This is a genomic window from Paenibacillus mendelii (assembly GCF_024498075.1).
Classification (GTDB): domain Bacteria; phylum Bacillota; class Bacilli; order Paenibacillales; family Paenibacillaceae; genus Paenibacillus_Z; species Paenibacillus_Z mendelii.
This window is the reverse complement of sequence record NZ_JANHOF010000014.1, coordinates 66,865-83,793: the sequence shown is the minus strand read 5'-3', so window position 1 is coordinate 83,793 and position 16,929 is coordinate 66,865. Positions and strand designations below refer to the sequence as shown.

The following is a 16,929-nucleotide window of genomic DNA, read 5'->3' as shown; positions in this document are numbered from 1 at the left end:
GCATGAGAATATGTTTAATCGCAGAGGGGTCATATCCTTATATAACGGGCGGCGTTTCCAGCTGGATACACTCGATCATTACACTAATGCCGGAGCATGAATTTATTATATTTGCCATAGGTGCCCAAAGCTCGCAGCAAGGACAGTTCAAGTATGATCTCCCCCCGAATGTTGTCGAGGTAAAGGAAATATTTTTGGATGCCTATCTCTTCGAACAGAGCGAGTGGGGAAGCCGGTTTCGTCTCTCCGCCGCCAAGAAGCGCGACGTGCGTTCCCTTCTTGGGGGAGAAGATGAGATTGATTGGGCTAATATATTTGATTTGCTGCGCAGCAATCAATTCCGTGAGGCATCAGACTTCCTCTTAAGCAAGGATTACTTCGATATTCTTGAGGAGCTGTGTCAAACCAAATATAACTTGGTGCCGTTTACGGAGATGTTCTGGACGGTGCGTTCGATGATCTTGCCTCTATTGTTAACGCTCCGGCATGATATTCCGAAGGCTGATGTTTATCACAGTGTATCTACGGGATATGCGGGCGTTATCGGGGCACTGGCGAAGCATGTGCATGGAAGTCCGTTCCTTCTTACCGAGCATGGCATTTATTCACGTGAACGGGAAGAAGAGATCATCAAGGCGGACTGGGTGAAGGGGTATTTCAAGGACTTATGGATTGAATACTTCTATAGACTTTCCGGATGCGCATATGAGGCAGCGGATCAAGTCATCACCTTGTTCGGCCGAAATAAAGAAATTCAGATCGAGCTTGGTTGTAATCCTGACAAAATAAGTGTCATTCCCAACGGCGTGAACAGCGAGAACTATGCCGATCTGATTCGGGCTCCGAAGGATGGCAAGATTCGGATCGGAGCGATTGTCCGCGTTGTGCCGATCAAGGACATTAAGACCATGCTTCAAAGCTTCGCATTAATTAAAAGAGAAATCCCTCAAGCAGAGCTGACCATTATGGGACCTATTGAAGAGGATCAAGAGTACTATGAAGAATGCCTGCAAATGATAGAGGCCTTGGAGGTCAAGGATGTTCAGTTTACCGGCTCGGTCCGAGTGTTGGATTATCTGGGACAGATGGATGTACTCATGCTGACCAGTATAAGTGAAGGGCAGCCGCTTGCTATATTAGAGGGTATGGCATGCTCCAAGCCTTTCGTGGCTACTAATGTGGGCAGCTGCAGGGAGCTTCTGGAAGGCGTGGATGATGGAATCGGACCTGCGGGATTCGTTGCGCCTGTTATGCATTACGAGCAGATTGCCAATTCGGTGATCAAGTTATGTAAGGACGAGCAGCTTCGCGAGTCGATGGGGCGCAATGCCTGTGAACGTGTGAAGATATATTACAAGAATGAGGCAGTCATTACGGGTTACCGCGAGCTTTATCAATCATTAGGGAGGAGAGCGTAAATGGCTGGAATCGGATTTGAACTAAGAAAACTGTTCCAAGGGCAAGGTTTAATCAATCATGTCAGAGCCTATGCCTACTCTTCCTTAACGACAATTGGACCCATGATCTTATGCATGTTCTTAATCATTGCGCTCCAAAGGATGATGTCCTCTCATGATGCCAGCTACTTGGAATGGGAGCTATATATAGCAACGGTAACGTACTGCTTCATCTTCTCCATAGTTGTAACGAGTGGGATTTCCATGGTGTTGACCCGGTTCTTGGCTGATATGCTGTACCAGAAGAAGTTTGATCATATCCTGTCTTCCTTCTATGGCGCGCTTATTGTTTGTTTGCCGCTTGGCGGCCTTGCTGCATGGATCTTCTTGAGAGATGTTGCGGCAAGCGCGGAGTATAAGGTCGGGGCATATCTGTTCTTCATGGAGCTTATTATGATATGGATTCAAAGTGTCTATTTATCCGCTTTGAAGGACTATATACGTATTGTCCGCAGCTTTGCTATTGGCGTAGTTGCGGCGCTGGCCGCGGGTTGGCTCTTGTTTACGTTTACCGCGCTAGATTCTACTACTGCGGCTTTGTTCTCTATTGACGTCGGTTTCTTTATGATCTGTATCATGTCGATGCATCACTTCAAACAAATCTTTCCTAGATCCAGGTTTCAGTTATATTTTTCGTTTCTTTCTTATTTCAAAAAATATCCGGCGCTCTTTTTTACAGGCTGCTTCATGTATGCAGGCGTCTATATACATAATTTCGTTTATTGGCTCGGTCCGGACGGGAGAGAAATTGCAAATCAATATCTGGTTATGCCGATGTACGATTTGCCGGTGTTCTATGCGTTCCTGTCGGTAGTGCCGTCGCTGGTTATGTTTGTGGTATCGATTGAGACTTCTTTCTATGAGAAGTTTCGTGTGTACTATCTCCAAGTGCTTGATGGAGGGACGCTTCAGGAGATTAACAAAGCGAAGAAAGCGATGCAGCGGACCTTAATTCGTGAGATCGGATTTCTGATGGAAGTACAGCTATTATTCACGGTTCTCTCGATCGCGATCGGTATGAAGCTTCTGCCGAAAATCGGATTTACGATGGCGCAGCTGGATGTATTCATTGTTCTGGTATTGGGCTATTTCCTCTTTATCATGATGTTTGTATTCTTGCATATTCTCATGTACTTCGATGATCGGAAAGGTGTGCTGGGCATTAGCGGTTTATTTGTACTTCTGAGCGCAGGGATGACGTATTGGATGATGATACGCGGGGATGACGGTCTTGGTATGTTTATTGCGGCATTCATTGGTCTGGCAGCCGTTATCCTCCGGTTGCTGTATGTACTGCGCAACATTGATTACTATACGTTCTGTTCACAGCCGCTTATGACGAAGGGAAAGCAGCCGGCGGGAAAAACGCCGCTCGTCAAATCATCCACGGTGTTATCCTCCGTTGTTGTAATGGCTTTGCTGCTATCCGCTTGCTCAAGCGAAGCCTCGGATAATTCTGAAGAGAAGTCCGGCGAGGTGAAAGCTCCCGTTACGGTGTCTGAACCGAGGAGTGGGTTGACGGAAGATAAACGCATTTATGATAGAGATGAGGACGCTTCTTTAAAGGCCTTATACGTCACAATACTGCCTGATAAAGAAGACAGTGCTCTTCCGGTGAATTGGTATGCGCTAAATCGCATGACGGATCGTTACAGCGAGGAGAATCTGGAGATCATCGTCCAAGAAGGCAAAAGCGATGGCAGCGGACCGGCTCAAGGGGAGTTCGGTTACGGTCAAACAAGCGCGAATGCCAAAATAAGCTTGAGGGGTAACACGGCGCGAAATGCCTCGCAAAAATCATACAAGATTAAGTTGTATGACGAAGCCGGACTTTGGCATAATCAACGGACGCTCAATTTAAATAAGCATATTATGGATCTGTCCAGAATGAGAAATAAACTAAGCTTCGATTTAATGGAGACGATCCCGAGTATGACGAGTTTGAGAACGCAGTTTGTCCAGCTCTATGTCAAGGACTTGTCGGAAGGCGCTGCAAAGGCGTCCTATCAGGATTATGGCTTGTATACGCAGATTGAGCAGCCGAACGAGTTGTTTCTGAAATCACACTGGCTCGATCCAAACGGGAATTTGTACAAGGTTACGTTCTTTGAGTTCCAGCGGTATCCCGATTTGATCAAATCGCACAATGATCCTACCTACGATAAGAAATCGTTCGAGACCATTCTGGAGATCAAAGGACGGGAAGAGCACGATAAATTAATAAGCATGCTGGACGATTTGAATAATTTGCAGATACCGATCAATGATGTGATTGAGAAGCATTTTGATCTGGAGAATATTCTGACATGGACAGCTATGAATATTCTGATGGACAACATGGATACTGATGCAAACAACTTCTACCTCTACTCACCCCTGAACTCTGAGAAGTGGTACTTTATACCATGGGACTATGACGGGGGATGGGAGCTTCAAAGAGAGAAGAAAGACATTCATTTGCATCAGAACGGACTTAGCAACTACTGGGCGAACACGCTGCATAATCGCTATTTCCGTACACAGGAGCATATTCAACAGCTAACCGATAAGATCGAAGAGCTCTCGCTGAAATATATCAATAAGGATACAATCGGTAAGCAAATCGACAAATACCGGGATACGGTCAAACCGTTTTTGTTCAGAAATCCGGACATCCAGTTTTTGCCGGGATTCAATAAAGATTTCGATAAAGAACTTCAGCAGCTGATGGATACACCGGAAAGGGGCAAACAGCGTTACCTCGAAGACCTCGAGAAGCCTAGACCCTTCTTCCTTCATGATGTTGAGTTAGATGATGCTAAGGTGGAATTAGGATGGGATATTTCCTATGACTTTCAAGGAGATAACCTCACCTATGATCTAGCAGTCGCCAAAGATCCTTTATTTACGCAGATCGTGGCCCAGAAGACAGGGCTTTCGCTGAATAGTGTAACCATCGGTTCATTGAAACCGGGCACTTATTACTGGAAGGTCGTCGCTCGGGACTCCAAAGGACATGAACAAAATGCATTCGACTATTACCTAAACGAAGATGGCGATTACTTCTACGGGATGAGAGAGTTTGAGGTGGATTAGCATGGAGTTCCAGGGAAAGAAACTGAGGCATGAGTATAAGTATTATCTTCATGCTCATGACTACATGGCCTTAAGACATAAAGTATCCCAGGTTCTCACCATGGATCGAAACTCGCTAGCTTCAGACGGTTATGAAATTCGAAGCTTATATTTTGACGGTCCGCACAGGCATTCGCTGCATGATAAGAATGATGGCATTTTTAAGCGGGAAAAGTATCGTATCCGGATTTATAACGGCTCCGATGCCAAAATTTCGGTCGAGCGTAAGAGCAAGTTTGGTGAGTATGTATGTAAAGAATCTGCTGCGATTAGCCGGTTAGAGTATGATTCTATTCTCGATGGCGAATATAGCTTCATGAAAGAGAAGGGTCATACGCTGCTGCAAGAATTCTATGCGGCGCTTAATCGTGGCTTCAGGCCCATTACGATCGTGAATTATGTTCGTGAGGCCTATGTGTACGAGCCCGGCAACGTTCGAATTACATTCGATAAGCGGTTAAGCGCGGGGATCAACACCCATGATTTGTTTCATCCTGACTTGGTACTTGAGGAGTCGTTACTCCTTCCTCAGACTATTCTTGAGGTGAAATACGATTCTTTTCTCCCGGATCATATCCGTAAGCTGGTACAGCCTGACAATCATCAGCGCTCTTCCATCTCCAAATATGTGATCTGCCGGGAAGTTGGCATTAAACATTTTAAAGAATAGAGAGTTAGAGGTGCTATTGTGGGAGAGACGGTTAATTTCCAAGATATTATCAAGAAAAGCATGCTCCATTTGGAGGCATTTCGTAGTATTTCCTATGTAGACATGGTGCTGGGGTTATTGTGCTCATTCGTCATCGGCATGTTTATCTATTGGATCTACCGCAAGTCGTTCCGTGGTGTCGTATACAGCTACAACTACAATGTTTCATTCGTATTAATGGCCGTCATTACTTCACTTATTATTATGACGATTAGTACAAACATCGTCTTATCACTTGGTATGGTAGGCGCGCTCAGCATTGTTCGTTTCCGTACGGCGGTCAAGGATCCGCTGGACATCGTTTACATGTTCTGGGCCATTTCTGCGGGAATCGCAAGCGGGGCGAAGATGTACCCCCTTGCATTATTCGGTTCGCTGGTCATTGGATTAATCGTCATGTGGTTATCCAAACGCAAGATTAAGGAGCAGGCTTATCTGTTGATTATCCGCCATTCGGAGGCTGCAACCGATGAGATTCGCATCCAATTACGCAAGCTGGACAGCAGGCTGAAGTCCAAGACGGTTCGTAAAGATTTTACAGAGGTTACGGTTGAAGTAATGCTCCGTGACGATAATACGTCGTTCGTGCATACGATTTCGAATATCGAGGGCGTGCATGACGCATCCTTGGTCAACTATACAGGCGACTACGCTCAGTAGGCATGCATAAGAGTGAGTCGGATACCGACGACAACAGGGAACATAAGAAGGCCGTGAATTTCTGCATCCGTAGAAGCTCACGGTCTTTTTGCTGTTATATGAACGTGATACCGGACATCCGGCTCAATCCGCACGAGTTTAGTCTTCTGGCCGGGATTAATAAACGGCGGCATTTCGAAGAAACCAATACGGTGCTGTTGGCCGCAATCAGTAATCCGCTTTATTTTCGTTAATAATCCAGAGGATAGAGGCTCATTTGAACAAAACTGCGCATAGCGGAGATTGTGTGCAGTTTTTTTGACGTTTTGTGGGGCGGATGCGACTGCAAAATCAGTAAAAGTCACCTACAGACCCATTAGGTGCAGATGTTGTTGGAATAGTAAAATATTATAATAAATAGTATTGATTAGAAACTATTCTGACTATATACTGAACCCGAGTAAATACAAGCAAGAACAATGTATAGCGCGTAAAATCGCGCATCACATCGATCAAGCGGCGTCCATGTGTAAGGAAGGGTGAACGTTCTAATTAAGGACTTATTGAGGAGGGCTTCGGATATGAACACATCAGGCAGAAGTCAATTGAAAAAGGGCGTTGCTTATCATGGTAATCGCATATTGAGACATGTTGAATCTGATATGAGAGATATTATCGAGCATCATTTCAATCTGGTCGTCCATATGTTCTCGCATAATGACTGGGATCGTCACCGCAATATTATGAGAGAGATTATTCAAATTTCCGAGGGATACGGCCTGGAGGTATGGATTGACAATTGGGGGATCGGCGGGCCTCCGGGGGATAAGTCTCATTTTCTTTCCTATTATCCGGACAGCCATCAGGTATACTCGGACGGGACCGTCGATCCGGTACGGGTATGTCTGAACAGCCCCGATTTCCGCAAGTTTACGCGGGAATGGATCGATGTCGTGAAGGATATCGGAGGCAAGAGCATCTTCTGGGATGAGCCGCATCTGGAAGGGAAGAACATCATAAACGGCAAGCCCAGTGTCTGGACCTGCAGCTGCCTCAGATGTAAGAAGCTGTTTCTTGAGCAGCATGGAAAAGAGATGCCGGCCGAGTTTACGCCGGAGGTCGAGCAATTCCGTATATGGACGGTCGTTGATTATTTCGCCGAAGTTACGAGATACAGCAAGGACAAACAGTTCGAGAATATCATCTGTGTCATGCTCGGCGGCCATTTCGGCATTAATTTGTCCACAATCGCTGAGATTGCGAAGCTGGATACACTGGACAATATCGGATCGGATCCCTACTGGCTTGGCCATCAGAATGTAGATCCTTATGGATTTGTTTATCAGGCAACCGAGGAGAACCTGTCCATATGCCAGCAGTATAAGAAGGATCACAATATATGGATCCAAGGCTATGGCAATCCCGGGGGCAGAGAAGAAGAGATCATCCTGGCTGCCGATGCGGCCTATGACGCCGGGGCGAGGACGATTCTGGTATGGGGCTACCGCGGTTCCGAATCGAATGATTACCGCGCGGTCAACCCGGATATGACGTGGCAGATTACCGGGGAAGCCATGCTGAGAATAACGGAGCGGCACCGGAATGAACAGCGTTTGATTGCACGAGCGGCATTGGGGAAGGGCGACTTATCCTGCGTCTGATCACCAAGCCCAGCTGAGAAAGCCCGTGATTTTGGGGCTTTCTTTTGTTGTGATCGGTCTATGAGATGCGAAGGTTACGTTGAACGATGTTAGGAACAACGTGGGATCAGGAAGCATGCTTCTGGAGAATCGCTAGCGGGTTGTATTCCAATCAATAGCTCAACGTATGAAGCGAAATGATTGTGGAATGTGCCGGAGGTCTGCTATACTGACCTTGATTTGTCGAATACTGTCTCTTCTGGGACTGCAGGATCAGTGTCACAGCTAAGCAGGGGAGTCTATTTTCTTGCACGATGTGTTCGTCCGTCTATCGATAGGAGCTAGGAGGCCATGACGTTGAACCCCAGCATATTCACGAAGCTATCGCTCAAGAAGCGGCTTCTTATTATCATTCTGACCAGCTCGCTTCTGCCGTTGGGCTTAATAGGAACACTATCCTATTATAAAATGTACGCCATGCTGAACAACAAGATTGAGTCGAGCGTTCAAAATAATTTGCAGCAGGTTGCGCTATCGCTTGAAAATACGTTATCGAACTTAAATCATGTCACCCAGCAGCTGGCATTCAACGGAAGCATCGGTCGCGATTTGCAGCATTATCTGGATACGTCCAATGTGTACGAGAAGTCGCGCCTGGAGAAGGAGCTCATAAACGAGCTGAACATTATTAATTTTGCCAATCCGTCGATCGGGCTAACGTTCTATTACTTTCAGAACGACCATCGCTTTCTATTCGAAAACTTTCCCATCAAAAAGGACTTCGATCTGGACAAGCTGCCGATACTGCAGCAGTATGAGAGCTTGACTTACTTTGGACCGCATAAAGCGAGCAACCGGTTTGACGACAGCAATGTGATTTCCGTCTACCGGCAGGCCAACATTCCGGAGCGGGATGATGTGTATGTCTATGTGGAAACGGGATTTGAATTTACGCAGAAAATATTACAAAGCAATCAGAAGGGCATGCATGTCGACCATTTGATCGTCAATGACAAGGGCGTGGTCAGCTACAGCGAGAATGCGTCTGGTTTTCCGATTGGAACCGTATATCCTGCAGGCAATGAGCCCGGTCAATTAGTTAAGCATGAAGGCTATTATTTATTCCAGAATGTGAGTAATCAGGGCTGGAGTGTCGTTTCCGTCATCGCCCAGTCCGAGTATAACAAAGAAATATCGGAGTGGATCAAGCAGTTTGCCGGCTTCTCGCTGCTGTCGATTGCTGTCAGCCTGCTGCTGGGGTGGCTGCTCTGGCGGATGGTGTATGTGCCTCTTACGCGGTTCAATAAAGAAATCATGCAGCTTGCGAACAAGAACTTCCATTCCGAAATCAAGATGATGCAAATACCGGAGTTCGATCATCTGCTGCACCAGTTCTGGCATATGCGCAAACAAATCTGGGACCTGCTTGCCGAAGTCGAGCAGAAGGAGAAGCGGAGAGCGGATCTTGAGGTTGAAAAGCTGATGTACCAGATTAACCCGCACTTTCTCTATAACACGCTCGATACGGTATGCTGGCTTGCGCGCCTGAACGGCCAGGACAAGATCGATCGTCTCGTTACGTCGCTTAACAAGCTTCTTCACTATAATCTGGACAAGCAGGGGCAAGAGACGACGATCAAACAAGAGATCGGCGCATTGAAGGAATATTTGAATCTGCAGCAAATCCGTTATGACTTCCGTTTTGGCGTGAAGATCGAGGCCGACGAATTCGTGGAGAATCAGAGCATTCCGAGGTTTATTCTGCAGCCGCTTGTCGAGAATGCCTTGTATCACGGGCTTGGCGACGATGGCGTCATTCAGGTGCAGGTTAGCGTTGAGGATGCGTCTTACGTGGTTGTTTCCGTATCCGATAACGGTATCGGCCTTTCCGAGGAAGCCATCCATAAGCTGCTGCACAACGAACGCGGGGAGAACAAGAAGATGGGGTTTGGCATCGGTATTAACTATGTCAAACGCATTCTATTGTCACGGTACGGGCCGGGAGCGGAGCTGCAAATTAAAAGCAGCGAGGGCGGAGGAACGACCGTACTGCTTCGGCTTCCATTAAAGAAAGAGGGTGAATCGGTTGAACGTATTAATCGTGGATGACGACAAATTAGTCCGCAAAGGATTAATGGTTCTCATGCCTTGGCAGCAATTCGGACTGAAGGTCGCAGGTGAGGCGGCCAACGGCGAGGCGGCTCTTCAATTTCTGCAGGTTAATGAAGTGGATCTGCTTATTACCGATTTGGCTATGCCGGTTATGTCGGGAATTGAATTAATGCGTACGGTCCGTATTCGCTACCCTAATATTTGGCTGGTTGTCTTAACCTTCCACCAGGACTTTGAATATATCCAAGAGGCGCTGCGGCTCGGTGCAATCGACTACATCGTAAAGACGCAGCTGGAAAAAGAAAAGATGGAGGATGTTCTCTCCCGCATTATGGGGCGGATCACCGAAGAGAACGGGAAGCATCCAAGAGCAAGCCGGATCCTTCCGGGAACCGTGGAGAACGAGCAGTTCCAGTGCGGCTGCGGTCTCGCCTTCTTATCCTTGCACCCGGAGCAAGACAGCTTATGGATGGAACGTCTGCCGGCGAAGTTCGTGGAAAGTCTGATGGAGGTCGAGCAGGATATTTGGCTCTGGGCACCGGATGGCGATGATTCCGGCTGGCAGCAGGGGGAGGAGCTTCGTGAACGGTTGAAAGCCGATCCCGCCATCGTGATCCTGCGATTGCCTGATATTAGCGGGTATAAGAAGACCGAGGTCATCAAGTGGCTCCGCGAATTCCGATGCCGGGGGTTGATGTACGAGCTCGAAGAGGGGAAGCGGCTGTATGACATATCGATTGTTACCGAGCAGCAATCATGGCCGATTGTCTTCGAGGATGATGTGCTGGATATGCATAAGTGGTGGTCGTCGCTTCGCTGGGTAAACCACGACGATATGTTCAACCAGAGGTTATCGGAGCTGAAGCAAATGAGGCTGCCGAAGGAGAAGCTGGAGAGTATCTTCTATTCTGCCATACGCGAGTGGGAGCGGACCTTGTCCACGGGCGAGATGACGGAGAGCAGCAGAATGGGAAGCCTGACGTACTGGTATGAGTGGGTGGAATGGATTCACCAGACGAGAAGGCATTTGATCGAATGTACGAATAAATCCTTATATTCGAAGCCGATCGTGGACAGTATACTCAAAGCGGTCGATTTGATCGCGCAAGATATTTCGCAGCAAACCGGTCTGGTCGAGATGGCCGGCATGGTAAACATGAGCCGCAGCTATTTCAGCTCCTGCTTCAAGGATATTGTCGGAAAGCCGTTCAACGAATATGTGCGTGACCAGCGGATCGCCAAGGCGGAGGAGCTGCTGTCGCAAACGAGCATCCCCATCATCCGGATCGCGGAGAAGATCGGGTACCCGAACGAGAAGTATTTCAGCCGGTTATTTCGCGAGCAGATCGGACTGACACCCAGCGAATACCGTCAGCAGCGACAGGCTAGTATACAAACATCCGATAGATAGCATACGATCATCCAAAAACCACACATCGTCATCTGTGACCTCGCTCAAACTCCGTATAGAAAAGTACGATCGTATACGGTTCTCAAGACGCTGGATACTCCCGGAGGGGAGTTTTTTTATTTTATAATGAAAACGCCAACAACAATGAAGATAGAAAAGGGTGGGGAAATGAACGTCAAGAAAATGCTCGGCCTTGTGTTAGCAGCTTCTCTTATCTTTACCGGATGCAGCAGCAATAGTACCCCAGAGAATACAGAGGGACAGGCGGCAGTAGACAATGCGCCGGTGGATCCATTTCGCCTGCCTGAACCGGTAGAAGTCAAGGTCACGAAATCCGTCCTTCCTGACTTGGATCTGAAGGATGGCGAGACGATCGAAGACAATGAGTATACCCAGTATGTATTCGATAAGACGAATTTTAAAACCAAAGTGATGTGGTATGCGTCCTCGACGGATTATGATCAAAAAATGCAGCTGGCTGTTGCCAGCAACGACACGCCTGACATGATGGTCGTCAATGAAACGATGTTCCGGGCGATGGCGGCATCGGATCAGCTGGAAGATTTGACAGACGTCTACGAAAAATACGTGTCACCTGAAATCAAGAAGTTTTATGCGGCTACCGACAACAAGGTTATTGATGCCGCAACCTATGACGGGAAATTGTTGGCGCTGCCTAGCGTAGGCATCCAAGCCGATGCTCCTTCGATGCTCTGGGTACGTCAGGATTGGCTGGACAAGTTGGGCTTGAAGCCGCCTACGAACATCGAAGAATTAAAGGCGATGCTGAAAGCGTTCGTGGAGAAGGATCCAGACGGCGATGGCACTGCCAACACGATCGGCTTAACCGGCAACAACGTGAACCTCTCCGCCGTCGGCGGCGGGCTGCATGATTTCAAGGGCATATTCAACGCCTTCAACGCCTATCCGCAAACCTGGGTGAAGGATGAGTCCGGCAAGGTCGTATACGGATCGACGGTGCCTGGAGCCAAGGAAGCGCTCGGTGTGATCCGGGATATGTATAAGGAAGGACTCATCGACAAAGAGTTTGCACTTCGCAAGAGCCCGGACGAGCTTGTCGCCAGCGGCAAAGCAGGGGCATTCTTCGGTCCTTGGTGGACGCCATGGGCATTGACCGGGTCAGTTAAGAACGATCCAAAGGCGAATTGGCAGGCTTATATGATTAAGGACAAAAAAGGCAAGGTCAACATAGCATCGCTGCCAGCGGCGCAGTCCTACCTTGTCGTGAAGAAAGGCTTCGAGCATCCGGAGGCGGCTGTCGTCTACGCCAACATGTATGATGAAGTGTCGCATACGCCGGATGCGGAAGGAAAGAAACTGATCGTGGGCCATTCCTTGTGGCCATTGACGATGATTACGGATTATCCGGATGCGGCAACAAACAAGCATAAGCTTCTCGTCGACGCGTTGGCAGGCAAGGTGAAGCCGGAAGAGCTGGACGGGGAGATGCAGCTGGTATATGAGCAGGCACTCAAGGATAAGGCGAATCCGAGAGTGAATGCGGACGATTGGGCGGCGCCGCACGCATACTTGGTCGGAGCGGGTGTGCTGAAGCAGGAGATGAACGCGACCGATCCGGTATTCAGCGCTTCAACCAAAACGATGGAGCGGCGCTGGGCGAACCTGCAGAAGCTGGAGAATGAAACGTTCTTCAAGATCGTTCTCGGCAGCTTGGAGCTGGATGCGTTCGATACATTCGTAGAAGACTGGAAAGCCGAAGGCGGAAGCACGATTATTTCAGAGATTGAGGAAGAAATTAAGAAATAAGGCATTGGAATGCATAAAGCGCCATGGGCTCGCTGTGGCGCTTTATGTCCATGGCTGTTTCTTTCAGAAATGAGGCGCCGATTTAATGAAGCATAGCATTTTTCAAAAGCACTATCACATGATGTTATTGCCGGGAATGATCCTGCTCATCGTTTTCAGCGTCATTCCGATGGTTGGCATTGTGCTCGCCTTCCAGGACTTTAAGATGGGACTGGGCATTACGAAATCCCCTTGGATCGGTCTGGAAAACTTCAAGTATATGTTCGAAATGAAAGACAGCAGAAGCATTTTCTTCAACACGATCAATATTGCTTTTTGGAAAATCATTGCCAACAGCGTGGTGCCCTTAATTTTCGCCATCTTATTGAATGAAGTAAGGAAGGTCGCCTTCAAACGCTGGGTGCAGACGATCGTCTATTTGCCTCACTTCTTGTCTTGGGTTATTCTATCCGGCATTATTATCGACCTGCTCTCGCTTGACGGCGTGGTGAACAATGCGCTTCAAGCCTTCGGTATGGAGCCGATTATGTTTCTTGGCAGCAATAGCTTATTCCCGGTGATCGTCGTATCCAGTGATGTATGGAAAGAGTTCGGGTTTAACGCAATTATATATTTGGCAGCGCTGACCGGCATCAACATGACCTTGTATGAAGCGGCCGAAATCGATGGTGCATCATGGCTGCAAAAACTGAAATACGTGACGCTTCCAGGTATCGCGCCGACGATCGTGCTTCTTGGAACGCTCAGCATCGGCAACATCTTGAATGCCGGCTTCGATCAAATCTTCAACTTGTACAATCCGCTTGTGTATGAGTCCGGCGATATTATTGATACGTATGTGTACCGTGTCGGTATCGTACAAGCCCAATTCGGTTTGGCAACTGCGGTCGGATTGATGAAATCGGTTATCGGGTTGATCTTGATTGTGATCTCGTACCGATTGGCCAGCAGATTTGCCAACTATCGCATTTTTTAACCGGAAAGGGGGAGTACTCACATGGTTCAGAATAAATCTTGGACGACGCGTATGACGAAGGGCAGCTTATATGTACTCATGGCGCTCATTACGTTCCTTTCGTTGGCTCCGATCTTATATACGGTCGCGGTATCCTTCAGCGATAAGGCAGCGGCGGCAGCCGGTAAGGTCACACTATGGCCTGTTGGGTTCAACACGGCGGCATACAGCACGATCTTAAACGACAACAATTTTCTCGGTTCATTCTTCGTATCGGTTAAACGGGTGTTCGTGGGCGGTATAATCAACTTTCTCATTACGGTCTTAATGGCGTATCCGCTCTCCCGTCAAGCTTCGGAGTTCCGTTTCCGCGACTCGTATATGTGGTTCATTATCGTCACCATGCTGTTCAGCGGAGGAATCATTCCTCTCTATATATTGATGAAATATCTCGGTATGTTCGATACGATCTGGGCGCTGGTCCTCCCGACCGCAGTACCTGTATTCAATGTCATCCTGCTGATGAACTTCTTCCGGAGCATTCCGAAGGAACTGTCGGAAGCCGGCCACATCGACGGCGCAGGGCCTTGGTACATGCTGATGAAGGTGTTCATTCCGCTATCTGCTCCGGCACTGGCGACCGTAACGCTGTTCAGTATCGTCAATCATTGGAATTCCTTCTTCGACGGTCTGATCTTCATGCGAAGCATGGAGAACTATCCGCTTCAAACGTATATTCAGCAGTTCGTCGTGCAGACGAACCTGCAAAACATATCGTCCGTGGAACGAATCGAAATGTTCAAGAAGCTTTCCAACCAAACCTTGAACGCGTCGAAAATCGTGATCGGCATGCTGCCGATTCTGGTCATCTATCCATTCCTGCAGCGTTATTTCATTCATGGCATCATGCTCGGCTCGGTTAAAGAATAGCGCAGCGCATTTCGCGCGAAGTAGATTCATATAGATGGAACGAATGGTTGGCACACAACCCGTTATGCAGGCAGAATGTTCTTACGATCGCTATTGGATTTCTTTGAATTAGAATTATAGGTTGGAATCCGGGAACAAAGGCGACCGCTAACGCTTCTCCAGAATCATTCATCCTGCTTCGCTATTTGTACCTCCTCTCGTTCTATCTATATAAGAAAAAATAATAGGAGGAATTCAAGATGAAAATTCAACTGACAGAGCAGGAATTGATAACGAAGCAGCTCGATCCTGAAACGTTGGCTATCGCGGTTGAGCAAGTGAAAACCAACGGATACATCCTGTTCGATAAAGTGCTGAGCGAAGAGAAAATCAAAAATATCCGGAAATCCTTCGACCCGTTGTTCGACGAATTCATCGAGCGCAAAGGATACAACACCGGAACGAACCGGGCGCAAATGTTCCTGCCTGTCATGCAGCCTTTCATCGACGAGGACGTCATTTGCAACCCGATCGCGACAGCGGTGCTCGATAAAATTTTGGGCGCGGACAACCGCTGCACTTATTTTGCATCAGATACGCCGATGCCGGGCGCGGACTATCAGAACGTGCATAGCGACACCATGCCGCTCTTCCCGGAGCTGTCCATTCCGCTGCCAATTTTCAGCCTCGTCGTCAATATCCCGTTGGTTGATGTGACGGAAGAGAACGGACCGCTTGAGGTATGGCCTGGCGGTACGCATCTTAACCCGGACATGGCCAATCACGACACGCTCGACGGCAGTGTGAATCCGCATCTCCATATTGTGCGTGCGGCGGAGCATATGCTGTCCGAGAAGGTGCTCATGTCGGCCGGTTCGATCGTGATCCGCGATATCCGCATGTGGCACCGGGGTACGCCGAACAAGTCCAATGACCGCCGCACGAACCTTGCGATGATCTTCAGCAAGAGCTGGTATGGCGGAGGCTCTTACATCCAGATTCCGCAGGACACATATGACCAGATGCCGCAGAAGGCCAAGGATGCTTTCCGTATGGAAAAAATCGGCTTCCCTGCTAAGATGCCGTGGGAATAGGAGTGAAGAAGATGAGAATATATTTGATTGGCGCCGGCGTAATTGGCAGATCTCATGCGGAAGCGATTCGGAAGCTTCCTAGCGAAGAATCGATCGAGCTCAAGGTTGCGGATCCGAACCCGAAGGCGCTCGCAGCTTTCATGGAAGCTTATCCGGAGGCGGCCGCTTATTCCGATGCACAGGCGATGCTTGCCGAGCACGCAAACGAGGACGATATCGTCATCGTGGGCACGCCTCCGTTCACACATTTTGAACTGGCTCGCATGGTATTGGAGACAGGCCGCCACGTGCTGTGTGAGAAGCCGCTCGTCATGAACGGCGAAGAAGCAGAGACGCTGTTTGAAATCGCAAAACGGCAGAACCGCTTGCTGGGATGCTGCAGCGACCGCTTCCTTGGCCTGCCGAAGACAGAAGAAGTCAAATCGCTGCTTCAGTCGCAAGCTTTGGGCGACGTATACAAAATCTCCTTCGTCTACCGGGTTCAACGCGGCCGTGCAGGTGTGGAATATCAGCCGGAGAGCAAGTGGTTTCTGGACCGTGCCAAGAGCGGCGGCGGGATACTGATCGATTGGGGTCCTTATGACTTCACGGTGTTGAATGACCTCTTGCAGCCGGAGTCGGTCGATGTCGTCGCGGCTTGGATGAGCCAGCCAAAGACGCAGATCGACCCGACGGATACGAAGTACGATGTCGAAGGCCATGTCGGCGCGACGTTAAAATATAACTTGGCGGATGGCAAATCCGTATGGCTTCAATATGAGCGGGCAACATGCACACACGGGGAAGCCTACCATCATGTTGAGGTGGAAGGCACGCTCGGCGCCGTGAAATGGTCGCCGTACTTTGAAACCGACCAGGTTGTGTTTAAACAGGATAAAGAAGGGCAAGTGGAAGCGAAGGAAAGTCAGATGGCACATGCAGGACCGTATGGTGTGATGGACCATCCGATTTATTATTTCTACTTGAAGGTCAAGGGCTTGGAATCGCGAGCGGTTATTAACGAGCAGGCCGTGTTCAATTTCCATTGCCTGCAGGCGATCTATGATTGCGCGGAATCAGGAACATCGAAGACGGTATCCAAGCTGCGCGACTGAGGCGTTA

The 16,929-nt window shown here is 48.5% G+C and carries 12 protein-coding genes; all 12 read left to right on the top strand.

Annotated elements, in window-relative coordinates; translation table 11 throughout:
- Window positions 1-2 precede the first annotated feature (2 nt).
- Complete coding sequence (gene pelF, locus NNL21_RS28420; RefSeq protein WP_204821539.1) at window positions 3-1,418, top strand: GT4 family glycosyltransferase PelF; 1,416 nt, start codon at window positions 3-5, stop codon at window positions 1,416-1,418.
- Entirely contained in the window at window positions 1,419-4,532 is a 3,114-nt protein-coding gene (gene pelG / locus NNL21_RS28415) for an exopolysaccharide Pel transporter PelG (RefSeq protein ID WP_204821540.1), read from the top strand.
- Between the two features lies 1 nt (window position 4,533).
- Entirely contained in the window at window positions 4,534-5,241 is a 708-nt protein-coding gene (locus NNL21_RS28410; RefSeq protein WP_204821541.1) for a polyphosphate polymerase domain-containing protein, read from the top strand.
- A gap of 18 nt (window positions 5,242-5,259) precedes the next feature.
- The gene (locus NNL21_RS28405; RefSeq protein ID WP_256555549.1) at window positions 5,260-5,940 is read left to right on the top strand and encodes a DUF4956 domain-containing protein; all 681 of its coding nucleotides are present in this window, start codon (window positions 5,260-5,262) and stop codon (window positions 5,938-5,940) included.
- Window positions 5,941-6,500: 560 nt separating this feature from the next.
- Window positions 6,501-7,580, top strand: coding sequence for a hypothetical protein (locus NNL21_RS28400; RefSeq protein ID WP_204821542.1), 1,080 nt, complete (start codon window positions 6,501-6,503; stop codon window positions 7,578-7,580).
- 336 nt (window positions 7,581-7,916) lie between these two features.
- The gene (locus NNL21_RS28395; RefSeq protein ID WP_256555548.1) at window positions 7,917-9,668 is read left to right on the top strand and encodes a sensor histidine kinase; all 1,752 of its coding nucleotides are present in this window, start codon (window positions 7,917-7,919) and stop codon (window positions 9,666-9,668) included.
- Window positions 9,646-11,082 carry a response regulator transcription factor gene (locus tag NNL21_RS28390; protein WP_204821544.1) on the top strand — a complete coding sequence of 479 codons (1,437 nt, stop codon included), beginning with the start codon at window positions 9,646-9,648 and terminating at the stop codon, window positions 11,080-11,082. The genes NNL21_RS28395 and NNL21_RS28390 overlap by 23 nt, the downstream gene beginning before the upstream one ends.
- Window positions 11,083-11,250: 168 nt before the next feature.
- Window positions 11,251-12,870, top strand: a complete 1,620-nt coding sequence (locus NNL21_RS28385; protein ID WP_204821545.1) for a type 2 periplasmic-binding domain-containing protein — start codon at window positions 11,251-11,253, stop codon at window positions 12,868-12,870.
- 85 nt (window positions 12,871-12,955) lie between these two features.
- A complete protein-coding gene (locus NNL21_RS28380) occupies window positions 12,956-13,846 on the top strand; it encodes an ABC transporter permease (protein WP_204821546.1) in 891 nt (296 codons plus the stop codon).
- A gap of 21 nt (window positions 13,847-13,867) precedes the next feature.
- Window positions 13,868-14,755, top strand: coding sequence for a carbohydrate ABC transporter permease (locus tag NNL21_RS28375; RefSeq protein WP_204821547.1), 888 nt, complete (start codon window positions 13,868-13,870; stop codon window positions 14,753-14,755).
- A 239-nt stretch (window positions 14,756-14,994) separates the two neighbouring features.
- Complete coding sequence (locus tag NNL21_RS28370; protein WP_204821548.1) at window positions 14,995-15,828, top strand: phytanoyl-CoA dioxygenase family protein; 834 nt, start codon at window positions 14,995-14,997, stop codon at window positions 15,826-15,828.
- Between the two features lie 11 nt (window positions 15,829-15,839).
- Window positions 15,840-16,922, top strand: a complete 1,083-nt coding sequence (locus tag NNL21_RS28365; RefSeq protein WP_204821549.1) for a Gfo/Idh/MocA family protein — start codon at window positions 15,840-15,842, stop codon at window positions 16,920-16,922.
- Window positions 16,923-16,929 lie beyond the last annotated feature (7 nt).

Coding starts and splice junctions, on each gene's coding strand:
- NNL21_RS28365 (WP_204821549.1), top strand. CDS start 15,840: ATGAGAATATATTTGATTGGCGCCGGCGTAATTGGCAGATCTCATGCG.
- NNL21_RS28410 (WP_204821541.1), top strand. CDS start 4,534: ATGGAGTTCCAGGGAAAGAAACTGAGGCATGAGTATAAGTATTATCTT.
- pelG (WP_204821540.1), top strand. CDS start 1,419: ATGGCTGGAATCGGATTTGAACTAAGAAAACTGTTCCAAGGGCAAGGT.
- NNL21_RS28380 (WP_204821546.1), top strand. CDS start 12,956: ATGAAGCATAGCATTTTTCAAAAGCACTATCACATGATGTTATTGCCG.
- NNL21_RS28375 (WP_204821547.1), top strand. CDS start 13,868: ATGGTTCAGAATAAATCTTGGACGACGCGTATGACGAAGGGCAGCTTA.
- NNL21_RS28400 (WP_204821542.1), top strand. CDS start 6,501: ATGAACACATCAGGCAGAAGTCAATTGAAAAAGGGCGTTGCTTATCAT.
- pelF (WP_204821539.1), top strand. CDS start 3: ATGAGAATATGTTTAATCGCAGAGGGGTCATATCCTTATATAACGGGC.
- NNL21_RS28385 (WP_204821545.1), top strand. CDS start 11,251: ATGAACGTCAAGAAAATGCTCGGCCTTGTGTTAGCAGCTTCTCTTATC.
- NNL21_RS28370 (WP_204821548.1), top strand. CDS start 14,995: ATGAAAATTCAACTGACAGAGCAGGAATTGATAACGAAGCAGCTCGAT.